General features: G+C 63.3%; 16 protein-coding genes. 13 read left to right on the top strand and 3 right to left on the bottom strand.

Annotated elements, in window-relative coordinates; all coding sequences use genetic code 11:
- Positions 1-37: 37 nt before the first annotated feature.
- From ACUY1T_RS11870 to ACUY1T_RS11860, 3 genes are all read right to left on the bottom strand, one after another.
- Positions 38-1,495, bottom strand: a complete 1,458-nt coding sequence (locus ACUY1T_RS11870) for an NCS1 family nucleobase:cation symporter-1 (protein WP_446023025.1) — start codon at positions 1,493-1,495, stop codon at positions 38-40.
- A 63-nt stretch (positions 1,496-1,558) separates the two neighbouring features.
- Positions 1,559-2,935, bottom strand: coding sequence for an NCS1 family transporter (locus ACUY1T_RS11865; protein WP_446023023.1), 1,377 nt, complete (start codon positions 2,933-2,935; stop codon positions 1,559-1,561).
- 105 nt (positions 2,936-3,040) lie between these two features.
- Positions 3,041-3,787: an aspartate/glutamate racemase family protein gene (locus tag ACUY1T_RS11860; RefSeq protein ID WP_446023021.1), complete on the bottom strand. Its 747-nt coding sequence runs from the start codon at positions 3,785-3,787 to the stop codon at positions 3,041-3,043.
- Positions 3,788-4,354: 567 nt separating this feature from the next.
- Between ACUY1T_RS11860 and puuE the strand changes: the two genes are divergently transcribed.
- The 13 genes from puuE to ACUY1T_RS11795 form a co-directional block, all read left to right on the top strand.
- Entirely contained in the window at positions 4,355-5,287 is a 933-nt protein-coding gene (gene puuE, locus ACUY1T_RS11855) for an allantoinase PuuE (protein ID WP_446023019.1), read from the top strand.
- A 35-nt stretch (positions 5,288-5,322) separates the two neighbouring features.
- Positions 5,323-6,177 (top strand): MurR/RpiR family transcriptional regulator, encoded by an 855-nt coding sequence (locus tag ACUY1T_RS11850; RefSeq protein WP_446023017.1) that lies wholly within the window; start codon positions 5,323-5,325, stop codon positions 6,175-6,177.
- A 268-nt stretch (positions 6,178-6,445) separates the two neighbouring features.
- On the top strand, positions 6,446-7,273 hold the full coding sequence (locus ACUY1T_RS11845) for a transporter substrate-binding domain-containing protein (RefSeq protein ID WP_446023015.1): 828 nt from the start codon (positions 6,446-6,448) through the stop codon (positions 7,271-7,273).
- A gap of 8 nt (positions 7,274-7,281) precedes the next feature.
- On the top strand, positions 7,282-7,959 hold the full coding sequence (locus tag ACUY1T_RS11840; RefSeq protein WP_446023013.1) for an amino acid ABC transporter permease: 678 nt from the start codon (positions 7,282-7,284) through the stop codon (positions 7,957-7,959).
- On the top strand, positions 7,956-8,612 hold the full coding sequence (locus tag ACUY1T_RS11835; RefSeq protein WP_446023011.1) for an amino acid ABC transporter permease: 657 nt from the start codon (positions 7,956-7,958) through the stop codon (positions 8,610-8,612). The genes ACUY1T_RS11840 and ACUY1T_RS11835 overlap by 4 nt, the downstream gene beginning before the upstream one ends.
- Positions 8,593-9,321, top strand: a complete 729-nt coding sequence (locus ACUY1T_RS11830; protein ID WP_446023009.1) for an amino acid ABC transporter ATP-binding protein — start codon at positions 8,593-8,595, stop codon at positions 9,319-9,321. Before ACUY1T_RS11835 ends, ACUY1T_RS11830 begins: the two co-directional genes overlap by 20 nt.
- 143 nt (positions 9,322-9,464) lie before the next feature.
- Complete coding sequence (locus ACUY1T_RS11825; protein WP_446023007.1) at positions 9,465-10,298, top strand: bifunctional allantoicase/(S)-ureidoglycine aminohydrolase; 834 nt, start codon at positions 9,465-9,467, stop codon at positions 10,296-10,298.
- 276 nt (positions 10,299-10,574) lie between these two features.
- Positions 10,575-11,060: an ureidoglycolate lyase gene (locus ACUY1T_RS11820; RefSeq protein WP_446023005.1), complete on the top strand. Its 486-nt coding sequence runs from the start codon at positions 10,575-10,577 to the stop codon at positions 11,058-11,060.
- Positions 11,061-11,245: 185 nt separating this feature from the next.
- Positions 11,246-13,021 carry a glyoxylate carboligase gene (gene gcl / locus ACUY1T_RS11815; RefSeq protein ID WP_446023003.1) on the top strand — a complete coding sequence of 592 codons (1,776 nt, stop codon included), beginning with the start codon at positions 11,246-11,248 and terminating at the stop codon, positions 13,019-13,021.
- Between the two features lie 207 nt (positions 13,022-13,228).
- On the top strand, positions 13,229-14,002 hold the full coding sequence (hyi, locus tag ACUY1T_RS11810) for a hydroxypyruvate isomerase (RefSeq protein WP_446023002.1): 774 nt from the start codon (positions 13,229-13,231) through the stop codon (positions 14,000-14,002).
- 115 nt (positions 14,003-14,117) lie between these two features.
- Positions 14,118-15,131 carry a 2-hydroxy-3-oxopropionate reductase gene (locus ACUY1T_RS11805; RefSeq protein ID WP_446023000.1) on the top strand — a complete coding sequence of 338 codons (1,014 nt, stop codon included), beginning with the start codon at positions 14,118-14,120 and terminating at the stop codon, positions 15,129-15,131.
- A 221-nt stretch (positions 15,132-15,352) separates the two neighbouring features.
- The gene (locus ACUY1T_RS11800) at positions 15,353-16,657 is read left to right on the top strand and encodes a glycerate kinase type-2 family protein (protein ID WP_446022998.1); all 1,305 of its coding nucleotides are present in this window, start codon (positions 15,353-15,355) and stop codon (positions 16,655-16,657) included.
- On the top strand, positions 16,654-17,262 hold a 609-nt coding region (locus ACUY1T_RS11795; protein ID WP_446022997.1), incomplete at its 3' end, for a pyruvate kinase. The genes ACUY1T_RS11800 and ACUY1T_RS11795, both read left to right, overlap by 4 nt.

Here is a 17,262-nt window from a genome sequence, read left to right as displayed (position 1 = left end):
GTTTGCGTTTCTCCGTGTATGTCGTTGGATGGTTCGATCAGGTGGCCGGTGCCACCGGTGCGGCGCGGTAGCTGTGCATGAGGCCGTAGTAGAACAGCCCGCCGAGTGCGGCGCCCATCATCCAGCCGTAGCCATCGAGCCCGGCGAGCGCCGGCACCAGCACCGTGGAGATCGAGAACAGCGCCGCGCCGCCGAAGGCCACCAGCGCCCGGGTGTTCCAGCCCTTCACGTAGTAGTAGGCCGTGCCCGGCTCGGAGGAGAACAGCTGCTGCATGTCGAGGTGCTGGCGCTTCACCAGGTAGTAGTCGACCACGATGATGCCGTAGAAGGGCGCGACGATGGCACCGAGCGCGTTGACGAATCCCGGCACGCCGATCTGGCTAATCACCGAGACCCACAGCGCGCCGACGAAGAAGGCCACCACGGCAGTGATCAGCCCGCCCACCTTGAAGCTGATCTTGCTGGGGAACAGGTTGGCCAGGTCGTAGGCCGGCGGGATGAAGTTGGCCACCAGGTTGATGCCCACCGTGGCGGCGAAGAAAGTCAAGGCGGCGACGATGGTCAGCGGCAGGGAGTCGACCCGCTCGACGATGTCGGCCGGGTTGGTCAGGGCGTCGCCGAACAGCACCAGAGTGCCGGCGGTGATGATCAGCGCGATGAACGAGAAGAAGGCCACGTTGAGCGGCAGGCCGAGCAGGTTGCCTAGCTTCATCTGTCGCTCGGTCTTCACGAAGCGGGTGAAGTCGCCGAAGTTGATCACCACCGCAGCGAAGTAGGCCACCATGGTGCCGACGATGGCGAGGAAAGCCGCCACGGCGCTACCGCTGCGCTCGCCGCCGCCGCTGAAGATGGTGCTGATGGCGGGCAGCAGCTCGCTGCCTGCCTGGTACCAGACCACGATCATCAGCACCACCATCACCACGTAGACCAGCGGACCGGCCCAGTTGAGGAAGTGCTTGATGCGCTCGATGCCCTGCCAGAAGATCGCGATCTGGAACACCCAGACGATCACGAACGAGAGCCAGGCCACGCCGGAAAGGCCCAGGAAGGTTGCCCCGTTGCCGGCCCCGAACAGTGCGACGATCAGCAGCGCGACGGCGGTGGAAGCGAAGTAGGTCTGCACGCCGTACCAGAAGATGCCGATGATGGCGCGCAGCATGGCCGGAAGGTTGGCGCCGCGAACGCCCATGCTGGCGCGCACCATCACGGGGAAGGGAATGCCGTACTTCACGCTGGGTTTGCCGGTCAGGTTGACCAGGAACATGACGATCACCCCGGCGAGAATGATGGCCGCCATGACCGCCCAGCCGTTGAGCCCATAGGCGAGGAACAGCGAGGCGGCCAGGGTATAGCCGAACAGGCTCTGAATGTCGTTGGACCAGACGTTGAAGATCTCGAAGGCGCCCCAGTTGCGGTCCTTGTGCTTCAGTGGGGCCAGATCCTCGTTGTAAAGCGTCGGATCGATGCGCTGTATGTCCAGCTCGCTCTCTTTCATGGTCGTCACTCTTGTGATTGTTGGGTGAGCGCGCCCGCCCGGCAACGCAGGGCGGGGCGGGGATCACTGGCGGAAGCGCTGGCAGGGGGCCCAGTGCTTCATCAGCAGGTAATAGGTGACGCCGGCCGGGATCAGGCTGGCGTACCAGGAGACTGCGGAGAAGGTCAGTGCCGCAGCGATGCCCACGGCGGTGGCGATCAGCGCCGCTTTGTTGACGCCCTGGTAGGGACCGTTCTCGTCATAGAGCTTGCCGAGATCGAGGGTTCGACGGCGGATCAGGTAGTAGTCGACCACCAGGATGGCGAAGATCGGGCCGAGGAAGGCGGAGTAGGTCTGCACGAACAGCTGCAGGCCGGCGGCGGAATCGGGCTGGACCAGTTTCCAGGGGAAGGTGGCGAAGGCCAGCAGGCCGACGATCACCGTGGAGGTGGCGAACTTCAGCTTGAACACGTCCATCAGCACGTAGGTCGGCGGCACCACGTTGTTGAGCACGTTGGTGGTGACCTGGGCAAAGGCGATGAACAGCAGCGTGGTCATCAGCAACGGGGTGTTGTCCACCGCGTTGGCGAACACCTGGATGGGGTCGGCGGTGCCGGTGGCCTCGGAGACCATGTAACCGATCAGGCCCATGAACAGCGTGCAGGGCAGGATCGACATGGCGTAGATGGTAGTCAGCAAGCCCTGTCCGGTGCCCTGCTTGTGTTCTCGAGAATAGTCGCTGACGTTGAGCATCATGGTGCTGTAGATGCCCAGGAACAGCATGGTCGCGCCCCAGAACGGCATGCCCCACGAACCCTCCATGGTCAGCAGGCTGGCCGAGAGTTCGTCACCGTAGCGCTGTACCGTGGCATAGAACATGTAGACCAGCGAGGCAAGGATGAAGGCGCTGCCGATGTTCTCCAGCCACTTGATACCCTGGAAGCCCATCACCGACAGGCCGATCTGCAGGAACTGGAAGGCGATGAAATAGAACACCAGGTTGTCGAAGCCGAACAGCGTGGCCGAGACCATGTTCAGTGCCCCGGCGCCGATCCAGCTCTGGAAGCCGTACCACACCACCGCGGGTACGGCCCTCACCAGGCCCGGCAGGCGCGTACCGGCAAAACCGAAGGCGCTGCGTGCCTGAACCATGAAGGGGATGCCGTACTTGTAGCCGGCCGCGCCGTTCAGCGCGAGTGCGATGCCGATCACGAAGCAGCCGATGGCAATGGCCAGGGTCGCCTGGATCAGGTTCAGGGTACCCACGACGCTGGAGCCCATGGCGAAGGTGCCGATCGACACGCAGCCACCGAACCAGGCCAGGAAGTAGGAGGTGCGCCCCATGATGCGCGTCTTCTGGGGCGCGAGCGACTCCTCCCCCAGCGCCTTGGAGGCGCCGGACTCGGCCGCTGCCAAGGAGGCTGGGTCGGCCGCCGTGCTGTGAGGGTTGGTGTGTTGCATGGGTCTGTCCTCGCAAGTCGTTGCTCTGTGTTGTGGTTGTGCCCGGTGTTGCTCCCGGGCTCTGTGGCGTGACGTGCTCAAGGTGTGTTGTTGTTGGTCAGGGGCTCAGCATTCAGGCGTGAGGTTCGAAAACTCCTCGAAACGGCCGTTGAAGGCTTTGGGGCGCGGGAACGCCAGGTCGCCGTGCTTGCTGGTGCCGAGCCCAAGCCCGACGATGGCCTCGGCCAACTTGACCGCGGCCGTGACGCCTTCGATCACCGGTAGTCCGACCTCGCGGGAAATGGTCTCGGTCAGGTCGGCCATGCCGCCGCAGCCCAGTACGATGGCGCCGATGCCATCCTCGTCGCGCGCCCGACGGCACTCATCGATGATGCGGCCGAGCGCTGCCGAGCCGTTCTCCTCCAGGTCCAGTACGGGAATCTCGGCAGCGCGGACCCGGCGGCAGTGGTGACGGAAACCGTATTGTTCCAGCAGGTGCTCGGCGATGATGGCGGTGCGCGAGAGGGTGGTCACCACCGAGAACCGGGTGCTGATCAGGCTGGCCGCATGGAAGGCCGCCTCGGCGATGCCGATCACCGGGGCGCGGGTGAGTTCACGCGCCGCCAGCAAGCCTGGGTCGCCGAAGCAGGCGATCACGTAGGCATCGGTGGCCTCCTTCTCCCCGGCCAGTATTTCCTCCAGTACACCCACCGCGCTGATGGCTTCGTCGAAGTGGCTCTCGATGGAAACCGGGCCATGGGCCGGTTGGGTAGCCACGATCGTCGTGCCGGGAGCAGCAATACGCGTCGCCGCCTCGCCGATCTTGTGGGTCATGGCGACCGTGGTGTTGGGGTTGATGATGCGTAGGCGCATGCGAGCTCCGAACTATTCTTGTGAACAATAAAAAATATCTTTGTACACAAAATAGGTGTTGAGAGCCGTGAGCGCAAGTATTTCACTGCGTCTGGTGTCTCTGAGGAAAACTCATTAATTTCAGCTAATTGTGGTGCTTGCGTGTCACGAGGCGGAAATTTCCATGACTAGACTTAGGTCGAAATCAATGCGCCAATAGCTTCATTGGTGACTATCTTGTTGGTAAAGTGTATACACTTTTACGCCTCGATTCGGCCCTTCCCTCCTTGCAAAGCGCTAGGAAGGGAGGTGCTACTGGCGAATCCAGGAACTAAGTTGCAAGCAAGGGGTATTTTTGTATACAAAATAAGAGGCGTATCGCTTCGTCGTCTACCCTGGTGGATAAGGTGAGGCGTTTACTGTCAGCTAGCGATGCCCGTGCTGATCCATCTTGGCGTAATGCGGAGCCTGGTTGCAGCTTGGTTGGATACAGGCTATCTTGATTTTTGTATACAGTTATTGTTGCGCAAATTTGGCAAAGCTTGTTGCGCACCGCGTAACGGCAGTAAAGAACAAGAGGAAGTGCTCATGAGCGTTAGCCCTGACTACCCCCGTGATCTCGTCGGTTATGGCCGCAACCCGCCCCATGCCAACTGGCCAGGCCAGGCGAAGATCGCCGTGCAGTTCGTGCTCAACTACGAAGAGGGTGGCGAGAACTGCGTGCTGCATGGTGACGCCGGCTCCGAGCAGTTCCTCTCCGAGATCATCGGCGCTCCGGCCTTTCCCGACCGCCATCTCAGCATGGAGTCGATCTACGAATATGGCTCGCGGGCCGGTGTCTGGCGTATCCTGCGCGAGTTCGAGCGGCGCGGCCTGCCGCTGACGGTGTTCGGCGTGGCCATGGCACTGGAGCGTCATCCCGAGGTGGCCCACGCCTTCAAGGAGCTGGGCCACGAGATCGCCTGCCACGGCTACCGCTGGATCCATTATCAGGAGGTGCCGGAGCACGTCGAGCGCGCGCACCTGCAGCGCGCCATGGAGATCTTCCAGCGGCTCTACGGCGAGAAGCCGCAGGGCTGGTACACCGGACGCGATAGCCCCAACACTCGGCGCCTGGTGCTCGACGAGGGCGGCTTCCTCTACGATAGCGACTACTACGGCGACGACCTGCCGTTCTGGACGCGAGTGACCGACAGTCAGGGCAGTGAGCATGACCACCTGATCGTGCCCTACACCTTGGACAGCAACGACATGCGCTTCGCCGCGCCGCAGGGATTCAATACGGCCGAGCATTTCTTCACCTACCTGCGCGACGCCTTCGATGTACTCTACGCCGAGGGCGAGGAATCACCCAAGATGCTCTCGGTGGGCATGCACTGCCGCTTGCTTGGCCGCCCCGGCCGCTTCCGCGCCCTGCAGCGCTTCCTCGACCATATCGAGGCCCACGACCGGGTGTGGGTAACTCGCAGGGTGGACATTGCGCGGCATTGGGTGGAGCATCATCCCGCAGAGCCGCGTTAAGGAACGCCAACCACGGAGATCGGAAACGGGATGCGATGACGCCCCACATAGGACAGCGTATAGCTGCTCGATACGACTCGCTGAGTGCACAGGAGCAGCGTGTGGCGAGCTTTGTACTCGACCATTTCGATGATTTTGCGGTGTACAGCGCCGCCGATCTGGCACGCCTGACGGGCGTTTCCAAGGCAACGGTGAGCCGCCTGTTCAAGCGCCTCGGTTTTGCCAACTACCGGGATGTGAAGGATCACGCCCGACAGCTCCGCAACCTGGGCGTACCGATGGTGACCGATGCCAATGCCATGCAGGGAGAGGCGGGGGCGCCTTTTCAGCGTCACCAGCAGCGTGAACAGGAGAATCTTCAACGGTTACTGGGCAGTCTCTCTGCCGATGCCTTTGCACAACTCGTCGAGCGGCTCGCCAAGGCGCGCTCCGTCGTCGTGGCAGGTTTCCGCAATAGCTTTCCGTTGGCGTTGCACTGCCGGCAGCAATTGATCCAAGCGCGCGCCGGGGTGCATCTCGCCCCTCAGCCCAACCAATCCCTGGCCGAGGAACTCGTTGGGCTCGAGGCCGATGACGTGGTAATCCTGTTCGGCTTTCGACGGCGTCCTGCCCCTTTTGGGGATCTGGTCAATGCGCTGGAACGTTCCCCGGCCCGTACGGTACTGATCGGGGACCCGACAGCCGTTGGCTTCTCCGAGCAGGTCGATTGGTATTTAGAGGTGCCGCTGGAGAGCCTCTCGGCATTCGACAGTTATGCCAGCGCCATGAGTCTGATTTGTCTATTGTCCAATGGCGTCTTGCATCAGAACCTGGCCCATGGGCGGAAGAGAATCGCCGCTATCAACGATCTGTATGACGATCTAGGCGAGCTTGCTACGTCGAGCCTGTAGGCACGCCTTTCCTTTCTTTCGTGTTGCTGCATTTTGGTGCGCTTGCGCGGAATTTGCCCCATTTTGTTGCATTTGGTTGTCTCCTGTATTCACCTCACATGTCTCTCTTCGCTTTGCCATTGTCAGCAAGGTTTTGATTGTGTTGCTTATGTTTCGAATTGGTGTTGCTTTTGCTTGTGTGTGAAACGAAAGTTTCCCGATGGCGCTATGCTGCAACGAAATTTTCATCCCCCGGCATAATACAACGATGTCAATCCCGGAGAGATCAATGAAAGCCATATTCCGCAACCTAACGTTCCTGACGTCACGACTCCTGGCCTCGGCCTTGACCGTTGCTGTCGTGCTCGGTGCCATGGGTACTGCCACGGCTGAGGCAGATACCCTGGAAGCCATAGAATCGCGCGGCATCATCCGCATTGCCGTGCCCCAGGACTTTCCTCCCTTTGGCTCGGTCGATGCTGACCTGCAGCCACGCGGGTACGATATCGACATGGCCAACTACTTGGCCGACCAAATGGGGGTGAGGCTGGAGCTGGTGACGGTCACCAGCGCCAACCGGATTCCTTACTTGCAAACCGGTATGGTGGATCTGGTGATCTCGAGTCTAGGCAAGAATCCAGAGCGTGAAGCGGCGATCGATTTCTCCGCTGCCTATGCCCCGTTCTTCCTCGGTATATTCTCCGCTGATGCCAACGAGAGCGCGAGTTCTCCGGAAGAACTGGCGGGCAAGACCATTGGGGTGACCCGCGGTGCCGTGGAAGACATGGAGCTGTCGGAAGTCGCGCCTTCCAGCACCACCATTCAGCGTTTTGAAGATAACGCCACGACCATTGCGGCCTTCCTGGCGGGCCGGGTTGACTACATCGCCACAGGCAACGTGGTGGCGGCCGAGATTGCCGCGCGCAATGGTAGCCGTGCACCGGAGCTCCTCTATCAATTGCGTGACTCCCCCTGTTACGTGGGCATGAACAAGAATGAGCCGGCACTGATGGCGGAAGTGAACCGCTTGATTGCCCAGGCCCTGGAAGACGGTACCCTCAACGAGTTCTCGCAGCGCTGGTTCAGCGCCGACTTGCCAGAAAACTTCGGTAGCTGAGGCGATTCATGGGACCGACGCTCGACTTCCTGACGCTGCTGCCGTACGTCAGCGAGCTGGTGCGTGGACTGACCACCACGGTCATCTTGACCGTGGTGACCACGTTGTCAGGCATCGCGTTGGCGGTGGTGGTGGTCTATCTCCGCCTGCATGGGCGGCCCTGGACGCGGTTCGGTATGGGGAGTTACGTGGAGATCACACGCAATACGCCCTTCATCGTCCAGCTCTTCTTCATCTTCTTCGGCTTACCGGGGCTCGGCATCGAGATCGATGCCATCACCGCTGCCTTTCTCGCCATGACTCTCAACCTGGCCGCCTACAGTGCCGAGATCCTGCGCGCGGGCATCAATGCAACGGCCCAAGGGCAACTGGAAGCAGCCCGGGCGCTGGGTATGACGCGCCTGCAAAGCTACCGTCACGTCGTGCTGGTGCCTGCCTTCGCTCGCGTCTACCCGGCGCTGATCAGTCAGTCGATCATCGTCATGCTAGGCTCGGCGGTGGTGTCGCAAATTTCGGTCTTCGACCTTACCTATGCCGCCAATTTCGTCCAGTCGCGCAATTTCAGAAGCTTCGAAGTCTATCTGTTGATCACTCTGGTCTACCTGCTGCTGGCCTTCGTCATGCGGCGAGCCTTCATGTTGGCCGGCAAGAGGCTTTTCGCTTATCAGCAAGGAGAGCAACGATGATCGAGTTCACCTTCTGGGACATTCTGCGCAACCTGCTGCTGGCCGCACGCTGGACCATCGTGCTATCGCTGATTGCCTTCGTGGGCGGTGCCTCTGTGGGGCTCTTGCTGACGCTCATGCGCCTTTCCAGCAGCCGTTTGCTGCAGCGCTTGACTGCTCTTTACGTGGATCTTTTCCAGGGTACGCCGTTGCTGATGCAACTGTTCCTGATCTTCTTCGGGATGGCCGCGCTGGGTCACCACATCTCGGCGTGGTTGGCTGCGTCGATTGCCTTGACGCTCTTCACCAGCGCCTTTCTATGCGATATCTGGCGCGGCTGTCTGGAAGCCGTTGCCAAAGGCCAGTGGCACGCAGCGCGGGTACTGGGCATGAATTATTTCCAGACCATGCGGCATGTCATCCTGCCCCAGGCGCTGCGCCTATCGGTTCCGCCCACCGTGGGCTTCTCGGTGCAGGTCATCAAAGGAACCGCGCTGGCTTCGATCATTGGCTTCGTCGAGCTGACCAAGGCCGGCACCATGCTCAATAACGCCACCTTCGAGCCCTTCACTATCTTTACGCTGGTGGCCCTTCTTTACTTTGCGCTGTGCTATCCCCTGTCCTGCTACGCGCGCCATCTGGAGAGAAAACTCTATGACGCTGGTCTGCGTTAAGAACGTCCATAAGGCCTTCGGCAACCTGGAAGTGCTGAAAGGCATAGATCTCGAGGTCGGTCAGGGAGAGGTAGTGGCGATCATCGGTCGCAGCGGTTCGGGGAAAAGCACCCTGCTACGCTGCCTGAACCAGTTGGAAAAGCACGACGATGGCGACATCACCATTGCCGGCAAGCGCTTGGATGGTGAAGCGATGTCCCCGAAGGAGCTCAGCGAAAACGTCGGCATGGTGTTCCAGAGCTTCAATCTCTTTCCCCACAAGACGGTAGGCGAGAATGTGTGCCTGGCGCCGATTGTGGTTCGCGGCGAGAACCGCGACGAGGTGGAGCGGATAGCCCATGAAGTACTAGGAAAGGTGGGGCTCTCCGATAAGTACGATGCCTATCCCGCGCAACTCTCTGGCGGGCAACAGCAGCGCGTCGCCATAGCCCGTGCATTGGCCATGCGTCCCAAGGTGCTGTTGTGCGATGAAGTCACCTCGGCGCTGGATCCCGAACTGGTAGGGGAAGTTCTCAGGGTGCTGGAAGCACTGGCCGAAGAAGGCATGACGCTAATCCTGGTGACCCACGAAATGGGCTTCGCTCGTGATGTAGCCGATCGTGTTGTGTTCATGCATGAGGGGCTCATCCACGAAGCCGGGCCGCCGGCTGAACTATTCGGCAACCCCGGGACGAAGGAGCTGCAGCAGTTCATCTCTGCCGTTCTCTAGCTCGCCGCACTCGCTTGAGTGGCAAAGTGTGTTCATTTTGGGAGTTCTTTTGTATACGATAAGTCTATCTCGGCCTTGTCCCGAAATAGGCCGATGACTAGCGTGAATAATAAACCCCAAATTTCCACGTCAAAGGACGAGCGATGGCCAGCCGAAGCTACTACGCCCCTCATGGCGGACACCCGCCCCAGACCCAGCTGCTCTCCGACCGGGCGGTGTTCACCGAGGCCTACGCCTTCATTCCCAAGGGGGTGATGGGCGACATCGTGACCAGCAACCTGCCGTTCTGGGAGGAGACCCGGCTGTGGGTGCTGGCGCGCCCACTCTCCGGTTTCGCCGAGACCTTCTCGCAGTACATCATGGAGGTGAGCCCGGGCGGAGGTAGCGAGCGCCCCGAACTCGACCCCGCTGCCGAGGGCGTGCTGTTCGTGGTCGAGGGCGAGATGACCCTGACCGTCGCCGGCGAGCGCCACGAGATGACGCCGGGCGGCTACGCCTTCCTGCCGCCGGGCTGCCATTGGCAGCTGCGCAATGAGTCCAATGCGCCGGTGCGCTTCCATTGGGTGCGCAAGGCCTACGAATATGTCGAGGGCATCGAGGTGCCGCAGGCCTTCGTGGTTAACGAGAACGATCTCGAGCCCAACCCGATGCCCGGCACCGAAGGTCGCTGGGCCACCACGCGCTTCGTCGACCCGGCCGACGTGCGTCACGACATGCACGTCAACATCGTCACCTTCCAGCCCGGCGCGGTGATTCCCTTCGACGAGACCCACGTCATGGAGCACGGTCTCTACGTGCTCGAGGGCAAGGCGGTCTACCATCTCAACCAGGACTGGGTCGAGGTCGAGGCGGGCGATTTCATGTGGCTGCGCGCCTTCTGCCCGCAGGCCTGCTATGCGGGCGGCCCGGGGCCGTTCCGATATCTGCTCTACAAGGACGTGAACCGCCACGCGGCGCTGCGTTTGGGTGCTCGCTGAAAGGACCGTGACGCTAGAACCGCGACCTAGGGGCGCCGGGGGCAGGCCGAAGAGGAGGTCATTTGCCATGGGTGAGGAGCACTGCTCCGAACGGGCTGGCCATGGATGGCCAGCACAGGTCCTGCAAGCGGAGCAGGATGCGAGAGCGCAGCAGGGCAAATGTAGCGCCCAAGGATGGGTTCACAGCGCCTCATCGCCGGTCCGGCGCTCCGGGGCCTGCCCCCGGAACAGCCCCGGTGATTCAGGCTAACTGCCGAATAGACTTGAGGGGCTAACATGCTGGATCTTAAAGCCGAACCGCTGACGCCGGAGGCCTTCGCGCCCTTCGGCGACGTCATCGACACCCGCACGGCGGACTACTTTCACATCAATGCCGGGCGCACCCGCCGCTACCACGATCTGGCCAAGGTCGAGACCCTGGGCGAGCAGGCGAGGGCGCTGATCAGCATCTTCGTCAGCCAGCCGGTCTCGATCCCGCTGGAACTCGACTTTCTCGAACGCCATCCCCAGGGCAGCCAGGCCTTCATGCCGCTGCACGAGGAGCGCTTCGTGATCGTGGTGGCACCGCCGGGCGAGACCATTGACCCCGCCGAGGTGCGCGCCTTCGTCACCGATGGCCGCCAGGGGGTCAACTATCGGGCGGGCACCTGGCACGCCATCCAGTCGGTGCTGGAGCGCGAAGGGGAGTTCCTGGTCGTCGATCGCGGCGGCGAGGGCAATAACTGCGACGAGTACCCGCTGGCGCTTCGCATTACGCTTTGAGCCTTCCGAATCGAGAGAGCCCAGGCAGCTGTTTTTGCCTGGGTTTTTTGTGTCTAGGAGTTTTTATGAAAATATTTTCCAGTTTGTGTTGACGGGGCGGGTTTCGGCTTCTAATCTCGAAATACAGAAATATTTTCCAAAAACAACTCTCCACAAGAACAAGGCCACCCACGGGAGGAACCGTCATGGCTCGAATGACCGCAGCAGTAGCCGCCGTTCACGTGCTCCGCAAGGAAGGCATCGACGTCGCCTTTGGTGTGCCCGGTGCCGCCATCAACCCGTTCTACGCCGCCCTGCGCAAGATCGGCGGCATCGACCACGTGCTGGCCCGTCACGTCGAGGGCGCCTCGCACATGGCCGAAGGCTATACCCGCACCAAGGCCGGCAATATCGGCGTGTGCATCGGCACCTCCGGCCCCGCCGGCACCGACATGATCACCGGGCTCTACTCGGCCAGCGCGGATTCCATCCCGATCCTGTGCATTACCGGCCAGGCGCCGCGCGCCAAGCTGCACAAGGAGGACTTCCAGGCGGTCGACATCCAGGCGATTGCCGGGCCGGTGACCAAGTGGGCGGTCACCGTGCTGGAGCCGGCCCAGGTGCCGCGCGCTTTCCAGCAGGCCTTCCAGCTGATGCGCTCATCGCGCCCGGGCCCAGTACTGATCGACCTGCCGATCGACGTGCAAATGAGCGAGATCGAGTTCGACCCCGACACCTACGAGCCGCTGCCGGCCTACAAGCCACGCGCTTCCCGCGCCCAGGTCGAGAAGGCCATGGCCATGCTCGACGAGGCCGAGCGCCCGCTGCTGGTTGCCGGCGGCGGCATCATCAACGCCGACGCCAGCGAACTGCTGGTCGAGTTCGCCGAACTCACCGGCGTGCCGGTCATCCCCACCCTGATGGGCTGGGGCAGCATCGCCGACGACCACCCGCTGATGGCCGGCATGGTGGGACTGCAAACCTCGCACCGCTACGGCAACGCCACCCTGCTCGAGTCCGACTTCGTGATGGGCATCGGCAACCGCTGGGCCAACCGCCACACGGGCAACCTCGAGACCTATACCAAGGGACGCAAGTTTGTCCACGTCGACATCGAGCCGACCCAGATCGGGCGCATCTTCGGCCCCGACTACGGCATCGTTTCCGACGCCAAGGCAGCCCTCGAGCTGTTCGTCGAGCTGGCACGTGAGCGGAAGGCAGCGGGCACGCTCAAGGATCGCAGCGCCTGGGCCGAGTCCTGCCAGGAACGCAAGCGCACCCTGCTGCGCAAGACCCACTTCGACGACGTGCCGGTGAAACCGCAGCGCGTCTACGAGGAGATGAACAAGGTCTTCGGCAAGAACACCCGCTACGTCAGCACCATCGGCCTGTCGCAGATTGCCGGTGCCCAGTTCCTGCACGTGTACAAGCCGCGCCACTGGATCAACTGTGGCCAGGCCGGCCCGCTGGGCTGGACCATTCCCGCCGCGCTTGGCGTGTGCAAGGCCGACCCGAGCGCCGAGGTGGTGGCGCTCTCCGGCGACTACGACTTCCAATTCATGGTCGAGGAGCTGGCCGTGGGGGCGCAGTTCAACCTGCCCTACATCCACGTGCTGGTGAATAACTCCTACCTGGGGTTGATCCGCCAGGCCCAGCGCGGCTTCGACATGGATTACTGCGTGCAGCTCTCGTTCGAGAACATCAACTGCCCGGAGATCAACGAGTACGGCGTCGATCACGTCTCGGTGGTGGAGGGGCTCGGCTGCAAGGCGCTGCGCGTCACGCGGCCCGACGAGATCGTACCCGCGCTGAAGGAGGCGCGCGAACTGATGGCTCAGTACCGCGTTCCAGTGGTGGTCGAGGTGATCCTCGAGCGGGTAACCAACATTGCCATGGGCACTGACCTCGACGGCATCAACGAGTTCGAGGCGCTGGCCGAGGAAGGGGAAGATGCGCCAACTTCAATTGCCCAATTGACCTGAGGAAACGCTGCGAAATCTCCGTTTCCCGACTTATCCGCAGGACGCGCCGAGAGGGCGCCGGGGACAGGACGCAGAGGAGGTCCGATGCCATGGATGGCATCGGTAGCGCCCAGGGATGGGTTCACAGCGCCTCCTCGTAGTCCGTCGCCGGATCAGCCCCGCTTGACAGCGCAGTGTGAGTCCTGGCCACGACCCAAGGAGTCAACCATGCCCAAGTTTGCCGCGAACCTCAGCATGCTGTTCACCGAGGAGGATTTCCTCGACCGTTTCAAGGCCGCCGCTCAGGCCGGCTTCAAGGGCGTCGAGTACCTCTTTCCCTACGACTATACGGCCGCCGAACTCAAGGCGCTTCTCGACGAGCACGGTCTGGTCCAGGTGCTGCACAACCTGCCGGCCGGCGACTGGGGCGCCGGAGAGCGCGGCATCGCCTGTCATCCGGATCGCGTCGAGGAGTTCCGCGCCGGCGTCGAGAAGGCCATCGATTACGCCACCGTGCTCGGCTGCCAGCAGGTCAACTGCCTGGCCGGCGTCCAGCCCCAGGGCGTGAGCCTGGAGCAGGCGCGCCGCACCCTGGTGGAGAACCTGCGCTACGCTGCGGAGAAGCTCGAGGCCGCCGGCATCCTGCTGCTGGCCGAGCCGATCAACACCCGCGACATTCCGGGCTTCTTCCTCAACCGCACCGAACAGGCCCTGGCGATCTTCGACGAGGTGGGCAGCGGCAACCTGAAGCTGCAGTACGATATCTACCACATGCAGATCATGGAGGGCGACCTGGCGCCGACCATCGAGAAGCACCTGGAACGCATCGCCCACGTGCAGCTGGCCGACAACCCCGGCCGCCACGAGCCGGGCAGCGGCGAGATCAATTACCCGTTCCTGTTCGCCCACCTCGACCGGCTGGGCTATGACGGCTGGATCGGCTGCGAGTACAAGCCGAAGACGACGACGAAAGAAGGGCTGGGCTGGCTGGATCGGTCATAGAGGCGAGCGGGAGCAGGCAACGGAGCTGGGCACGGGGCATCGGCGACCGGTCCCGAAGTGTCGGACCATCGAGGAGGCGCTGTGAACCCATCCCTGGGCGCTACTTTTGCCATCCATGGCAAAAGACCTCCTCTGCGACCGGTCCCCTTCCGCCTGCCGACGGATCAGCCCCAAGTGGCGGCGTCATCCGCAACAGCCGCCGGGTTGGTTGAAACGACAAAGACAAGCTGAAAGGAGAATCATCATGAGCAAGATCGGTTTCATTGGCCTCGGCATCATGGGCCGTCCCATGGCGGGGCATCTGCTGGATGCCGGCCACGAACTCGTCACCGTCAAGCGCGGCACGCTGGACGCCACCCTGGCCGAGAAGGGCATGACCGAACTCGACAGCCCCCGTGCCGTGGCCGAGCAGGCCGAGGTGATTATCACCATTGTGCCGGATACTCCCGATGTGGAGCAGGTGCTGTTCGGTGAGGGCGGTGTCATCGAAGGGCTCAAGCCGGGCACCCTGGTCATCGACATGAGCTCCATCGCCCCCATTGCCACCCAGGGCTTCGCCAAGCGTATCCATGAGGCCGGCGGCGAATACGTCGACGCGCCGGTTTCCGGTGGCGAGGGCGGCGCCATCAACGCGGCGCTGACCATCATGGTGGGGGCCACCGAAGAGGGCTTCTCCCGTGCCAGGCCGATCCTCGAGGTAATGGGCAAGACCATCACCCACATCGGCGGTCATGGCGCCGGTCAGACCTGCAAGGTGGCCAACCAGATCGTCGTCGCCCTGACCATCGAGGCGGTGGCCGAAGGCCTGCTGTTCGCCTCCAGGGCGGGCGCCGACGTGGCCAAGGTACGCGAATCGCTGCTCGGCGGCCTGGCCCAATCGAAGATCCTCGACGTGCACGGCGAGCGCATGATCAAGCGCACCTTCGACCCGGGGTTCAAGATCAAGCTGCACCAGAAGGACCTCAACCTGGCGCTGGAAGGGGCGCGCAGCCTCAACCTGGCGCTGCCCGGCACCGCCAACGCCCAGCAGCTGTTTCAGGCTTGCGCCGCGCATGGCGGCGGGGAGTGGGATCATGCCGGCATCCTGCGCGCGCTGGAGGTGCTCGCCGACCACGAAGTGGGAAGCTGATCGGCTTGCCGCGGGAACCTGACTGGCTGTCAGTCGCGCCGACGGCGCCACCAGTGTTTCCCTCCCGATGAGCGGCGGATCGTCGCTCGTCGATGATCGCACTCCCCGTGCGGTCCTTGACCCGGCGGCGGGATCCCCGGCTGGACCCCGCCCGCCGCCGGGCTTTTTTCCTGTGTACCCTGCTGTTACCGTCGTCGTTGTCTTCCGCTCGAGGTGCGCCCATGTCGCATGAACTCCCTTCCCTGGATCACTCGGTAGACGTGTCGGAGTGGCTGCGTCGACTTGCCGACGTCGCCGTCACCGCCGTACATCCCGACTCCCTGGTGGCCGATCTGCTGCCCGACCCGCCGCCCGGGCGCACCGTGGTGGTGGGCGCCGGCAAGGCGGCTGCTTCCATGGCGGCGGCGCTGGAGCGCGCCTGGCAGATGCGCTGCCCCGAGGCGCCGCTCTCCGGCCTGGTGGTCACGCGCTACGGCCATGGCGAGCCATGCAGCGTGATCGAGGTGTTGGAAGCCTCCCACCCGATGCCCGATGATCTGGGCGAGAAGGCGGCCCGCCGCATGCTCGATGCGGTCGCGGAGCTCGGCGAGGAGGACCGCGTCATCGCGCTGATCTCCGGTGGCGGCTCGGCATTGATGACGCTGCCGGCGGAAGGCATCACGCTTGCCGACAAGCAGGCGATCAACCGCGGACTGCTGCGCTGCGGCGCACCGATCAGCCAGATGAATACCGTGCGCCGGCACCTCTCGGCGATCAAGGGCGGCCGCCTGGCGGCGGCGGCGCATCCCGCCCAGGTAGTGACCTGGCTGATCTCCGACATCCCTGGCGACGTGGCCACGCAGATCGCCTCCGGGCCGACCCTGCCCGACCGCTCGACCCCGGCCGACGCCCTGGCGGTGCTCGAGCGCTACGCCATCGATGTGCCAGCCCATGTTCGGCAGCACCTCGAGCGGGACCACTCCGCGCCTTCGCCCGACGACGAAGCATTCGAGCGCGACGACAGCGTGACCCTGGCCCGGGCTCACGATGCCCTGGAGGCTGCCAGGATTACGGTGGAGGAGGCCGGGGTGACGGTTCGTGTGCTGGGCGACGACCTGGAGGGCGAGGCCCGCGAGCTGGGCCGGACCCAGGCGCGCATGGCGCTGGAGGCGCGCGACGAGATCGCCTCGCCGCTGCTGATTCTCTCCGGTGGCGAAACCAGCGTCACCGTGATCGGAGATGGGCGGGGCGGGCGCAACGTGGAGTACCTGCTGGGGCTGTTCGAAGCGCTGCAAGGCGCTGAGGGAATTCACGCCCTGGCCATCGATACCGACGGCATCGATGGCTCCGAGGACAATGCCGGTGCGCTGTTCTCACCCGATGACTGGACCCGTGCCAAGGAGCAAGGCCTCGACCCCGCCGCTTACCTGTCACGCAACGACGCGTATACTTTCTTCCAGGCATTGGACCGGCTCATTGTCACCGGACCGACCCGTACCAATGTCAACGACTTCCGTGCCATCCTGGTCTTGCCGAGGACACCATGACGCTTCCGCCCCATGCTCCCATTCACGACCCCATCCGCCGCACCAAGATCGTCGCCACCCTGGGCCCGGCCAGCGATCGCGAGGGCGTGCTGGAGGCGATGATCCGCACCGGCGTCGACGTGGTGCGCCTCAACTTCTCCCACGGCAGCGCCGCCGACCACCGCCGCCGGCTAGTCGCCGTGCGCCAGATCGCCGACCGCCTGGGCAAGAGCGTCGCCGCGCTGGGCGACCTGCAGGGGCCCAAGATCCGCATCGCCCGCTTTCGCGACGGCGCGGTGGTGCTCCAGGAGGGCCAGCCCTTCGTCCTCGACATGGCCATGGACACCGAGGCCGGCGACGCCAGCCGCGTCGGCTGCGAGTACACCCAACTGGCCGACGACGTCACCGCCGGCGACCGCCTGCTGCTCGACGATGGCCGCCTGGTGCTCGACGTCACCCGGGTCGAGGGGGCGCAGGTCCACACCACCGTGGTCACCGGCGGCAAGCTCTCCAACAACAAGGGCATCAACAAGCAGGGCGGCGGGCTCTCGGCCCCGGCGCTCACCGACAAGGACAAGGCCGACCTGCAGACCGCCATCGAGATCGGCGTCGACTACCTGGCCGTC

Source organism: Billgrantia sp. Q4P2 (genome assembly GCF_052806135.1).
The sequence above is the reverse complement of the archived record's forward strand: the minus strand, read 5'-3'. Positions and strand labels throughout refer to the sequence as shown.

What these genes read in the sequence shown, in the direction of transcription:
- ACUY1T_RS11870 (WP_446023025.1), bottom strand. Translation starts at nt 1,495, where the DNA reads ATGAAAGAGAGCGAGCTGGACATACAGCGCATCGATCCGACGCTTTAC.
- ACUY1T_RS11865 (WP_446023023.1), bottom strand. Translation starts at nt 2,935, where the DNA reads ATGCAACACACCAACCCTCACAGCACGGCGGCCGACCCAGCCTCCTTG.
- ACUY1T_RS11860 (WP_446023021.1), bottom strand. Translation starts at nt 3,787, where the DNA reads ATGCGCCTACGCATCATCAACCCCAACACCACGGTCGCCATGACCCAC.
- puuE (WP_446023019.1), top strand. Translation starts at nt 4,355, where the DNA reads ATGAGCGTTAGCCCTGACTACCCCCGTGATCTCGTCGGTTATGGCCGC.
- ACUY1T_RS11850 (WP_446023017.1), top strand. Translation starts at nt 5,323, where the DNA reads ATGACGCCCCACATAGGACAGCGTATAGCTGCTCGATACGACTCGCTG.
- ACUY1T_RS11845 (WP_446023015.1), top strand. Translation starts at nt 6,446, where the DNA reads ATGAAAGCCATATTCCGCAACCTAACGTTCCTGACGTCACGACTCCTG.
- ACUY1T_RS11840 (WP_446023013.1), top strand. Translation starts at nt 7,282, where the DNA reads ATGGGACCGACGCTCGACTTCCTGACGCTGCTGCCGTACGTCAGCGAG.
- ACUY1T_RS11835 (WP_446023011.1), top strand. Translation starts at nt 7,956, where the DNA reads ATGATCGAGTTCACCTTCTGGGACATTCTGCGCAACCTGCTGCTGGCC.
- ACUY1T_RS11830 (WP_446023009.1), top strand. Translation starts at nt 8,593, where the DNA reads ATGACGCTGGTCTGCGTTAAGAACGTCCATAAGGCCTTCGGCAACCTG.
- ACUY1T_RS11825 (WP_446023007.1), top strand. Translation starts at nt 9,465, where the DNA reads ATGGCCAGCCGAAGCTACTACGCCCCTCATGGCGGACACCCGCCCCAG.
- ACUY1T_RS11820 (WP_446023005.1), top strand. Translation starts at nt 10,575, where the DNA reads ATGCTGGATCTTAAAGCCGAACCGCTGACGCCGGAGGCCTTCGCGCCC.
- gcl (WP_446023003.1), top strand. Translation starts at nt 11,246, where the DNA reads ATGGCTCGAATGACCGCAGCAGTAGCCGCCGTTCACGTGCTCCGCAAG.
- hyi (WP_446023002.1), top strand. Translation starts at nt 13,229, where the DNA reads ATGCCCAAGTTTGCCGCGAACCTCAGCATGCTGTTCACCGAGGAGGAT.
- ACUY1T_RS11805 (WP_446023000.1), top strand. Translation starts at nt 14,118, where the DNA reads ATGGCAAAAGACCTCCTCTGCGACCGGTCCCCTTCCGCCTGCCGACGG.
- ACUY1T_RS11800 (WP_446022998.1), top strand. Translation starts at nt 15,353, where the DNA reads ATGTCGCATGAACTCCCTTCCCTGGATCACTCGGTAGACGTGTCGGAG.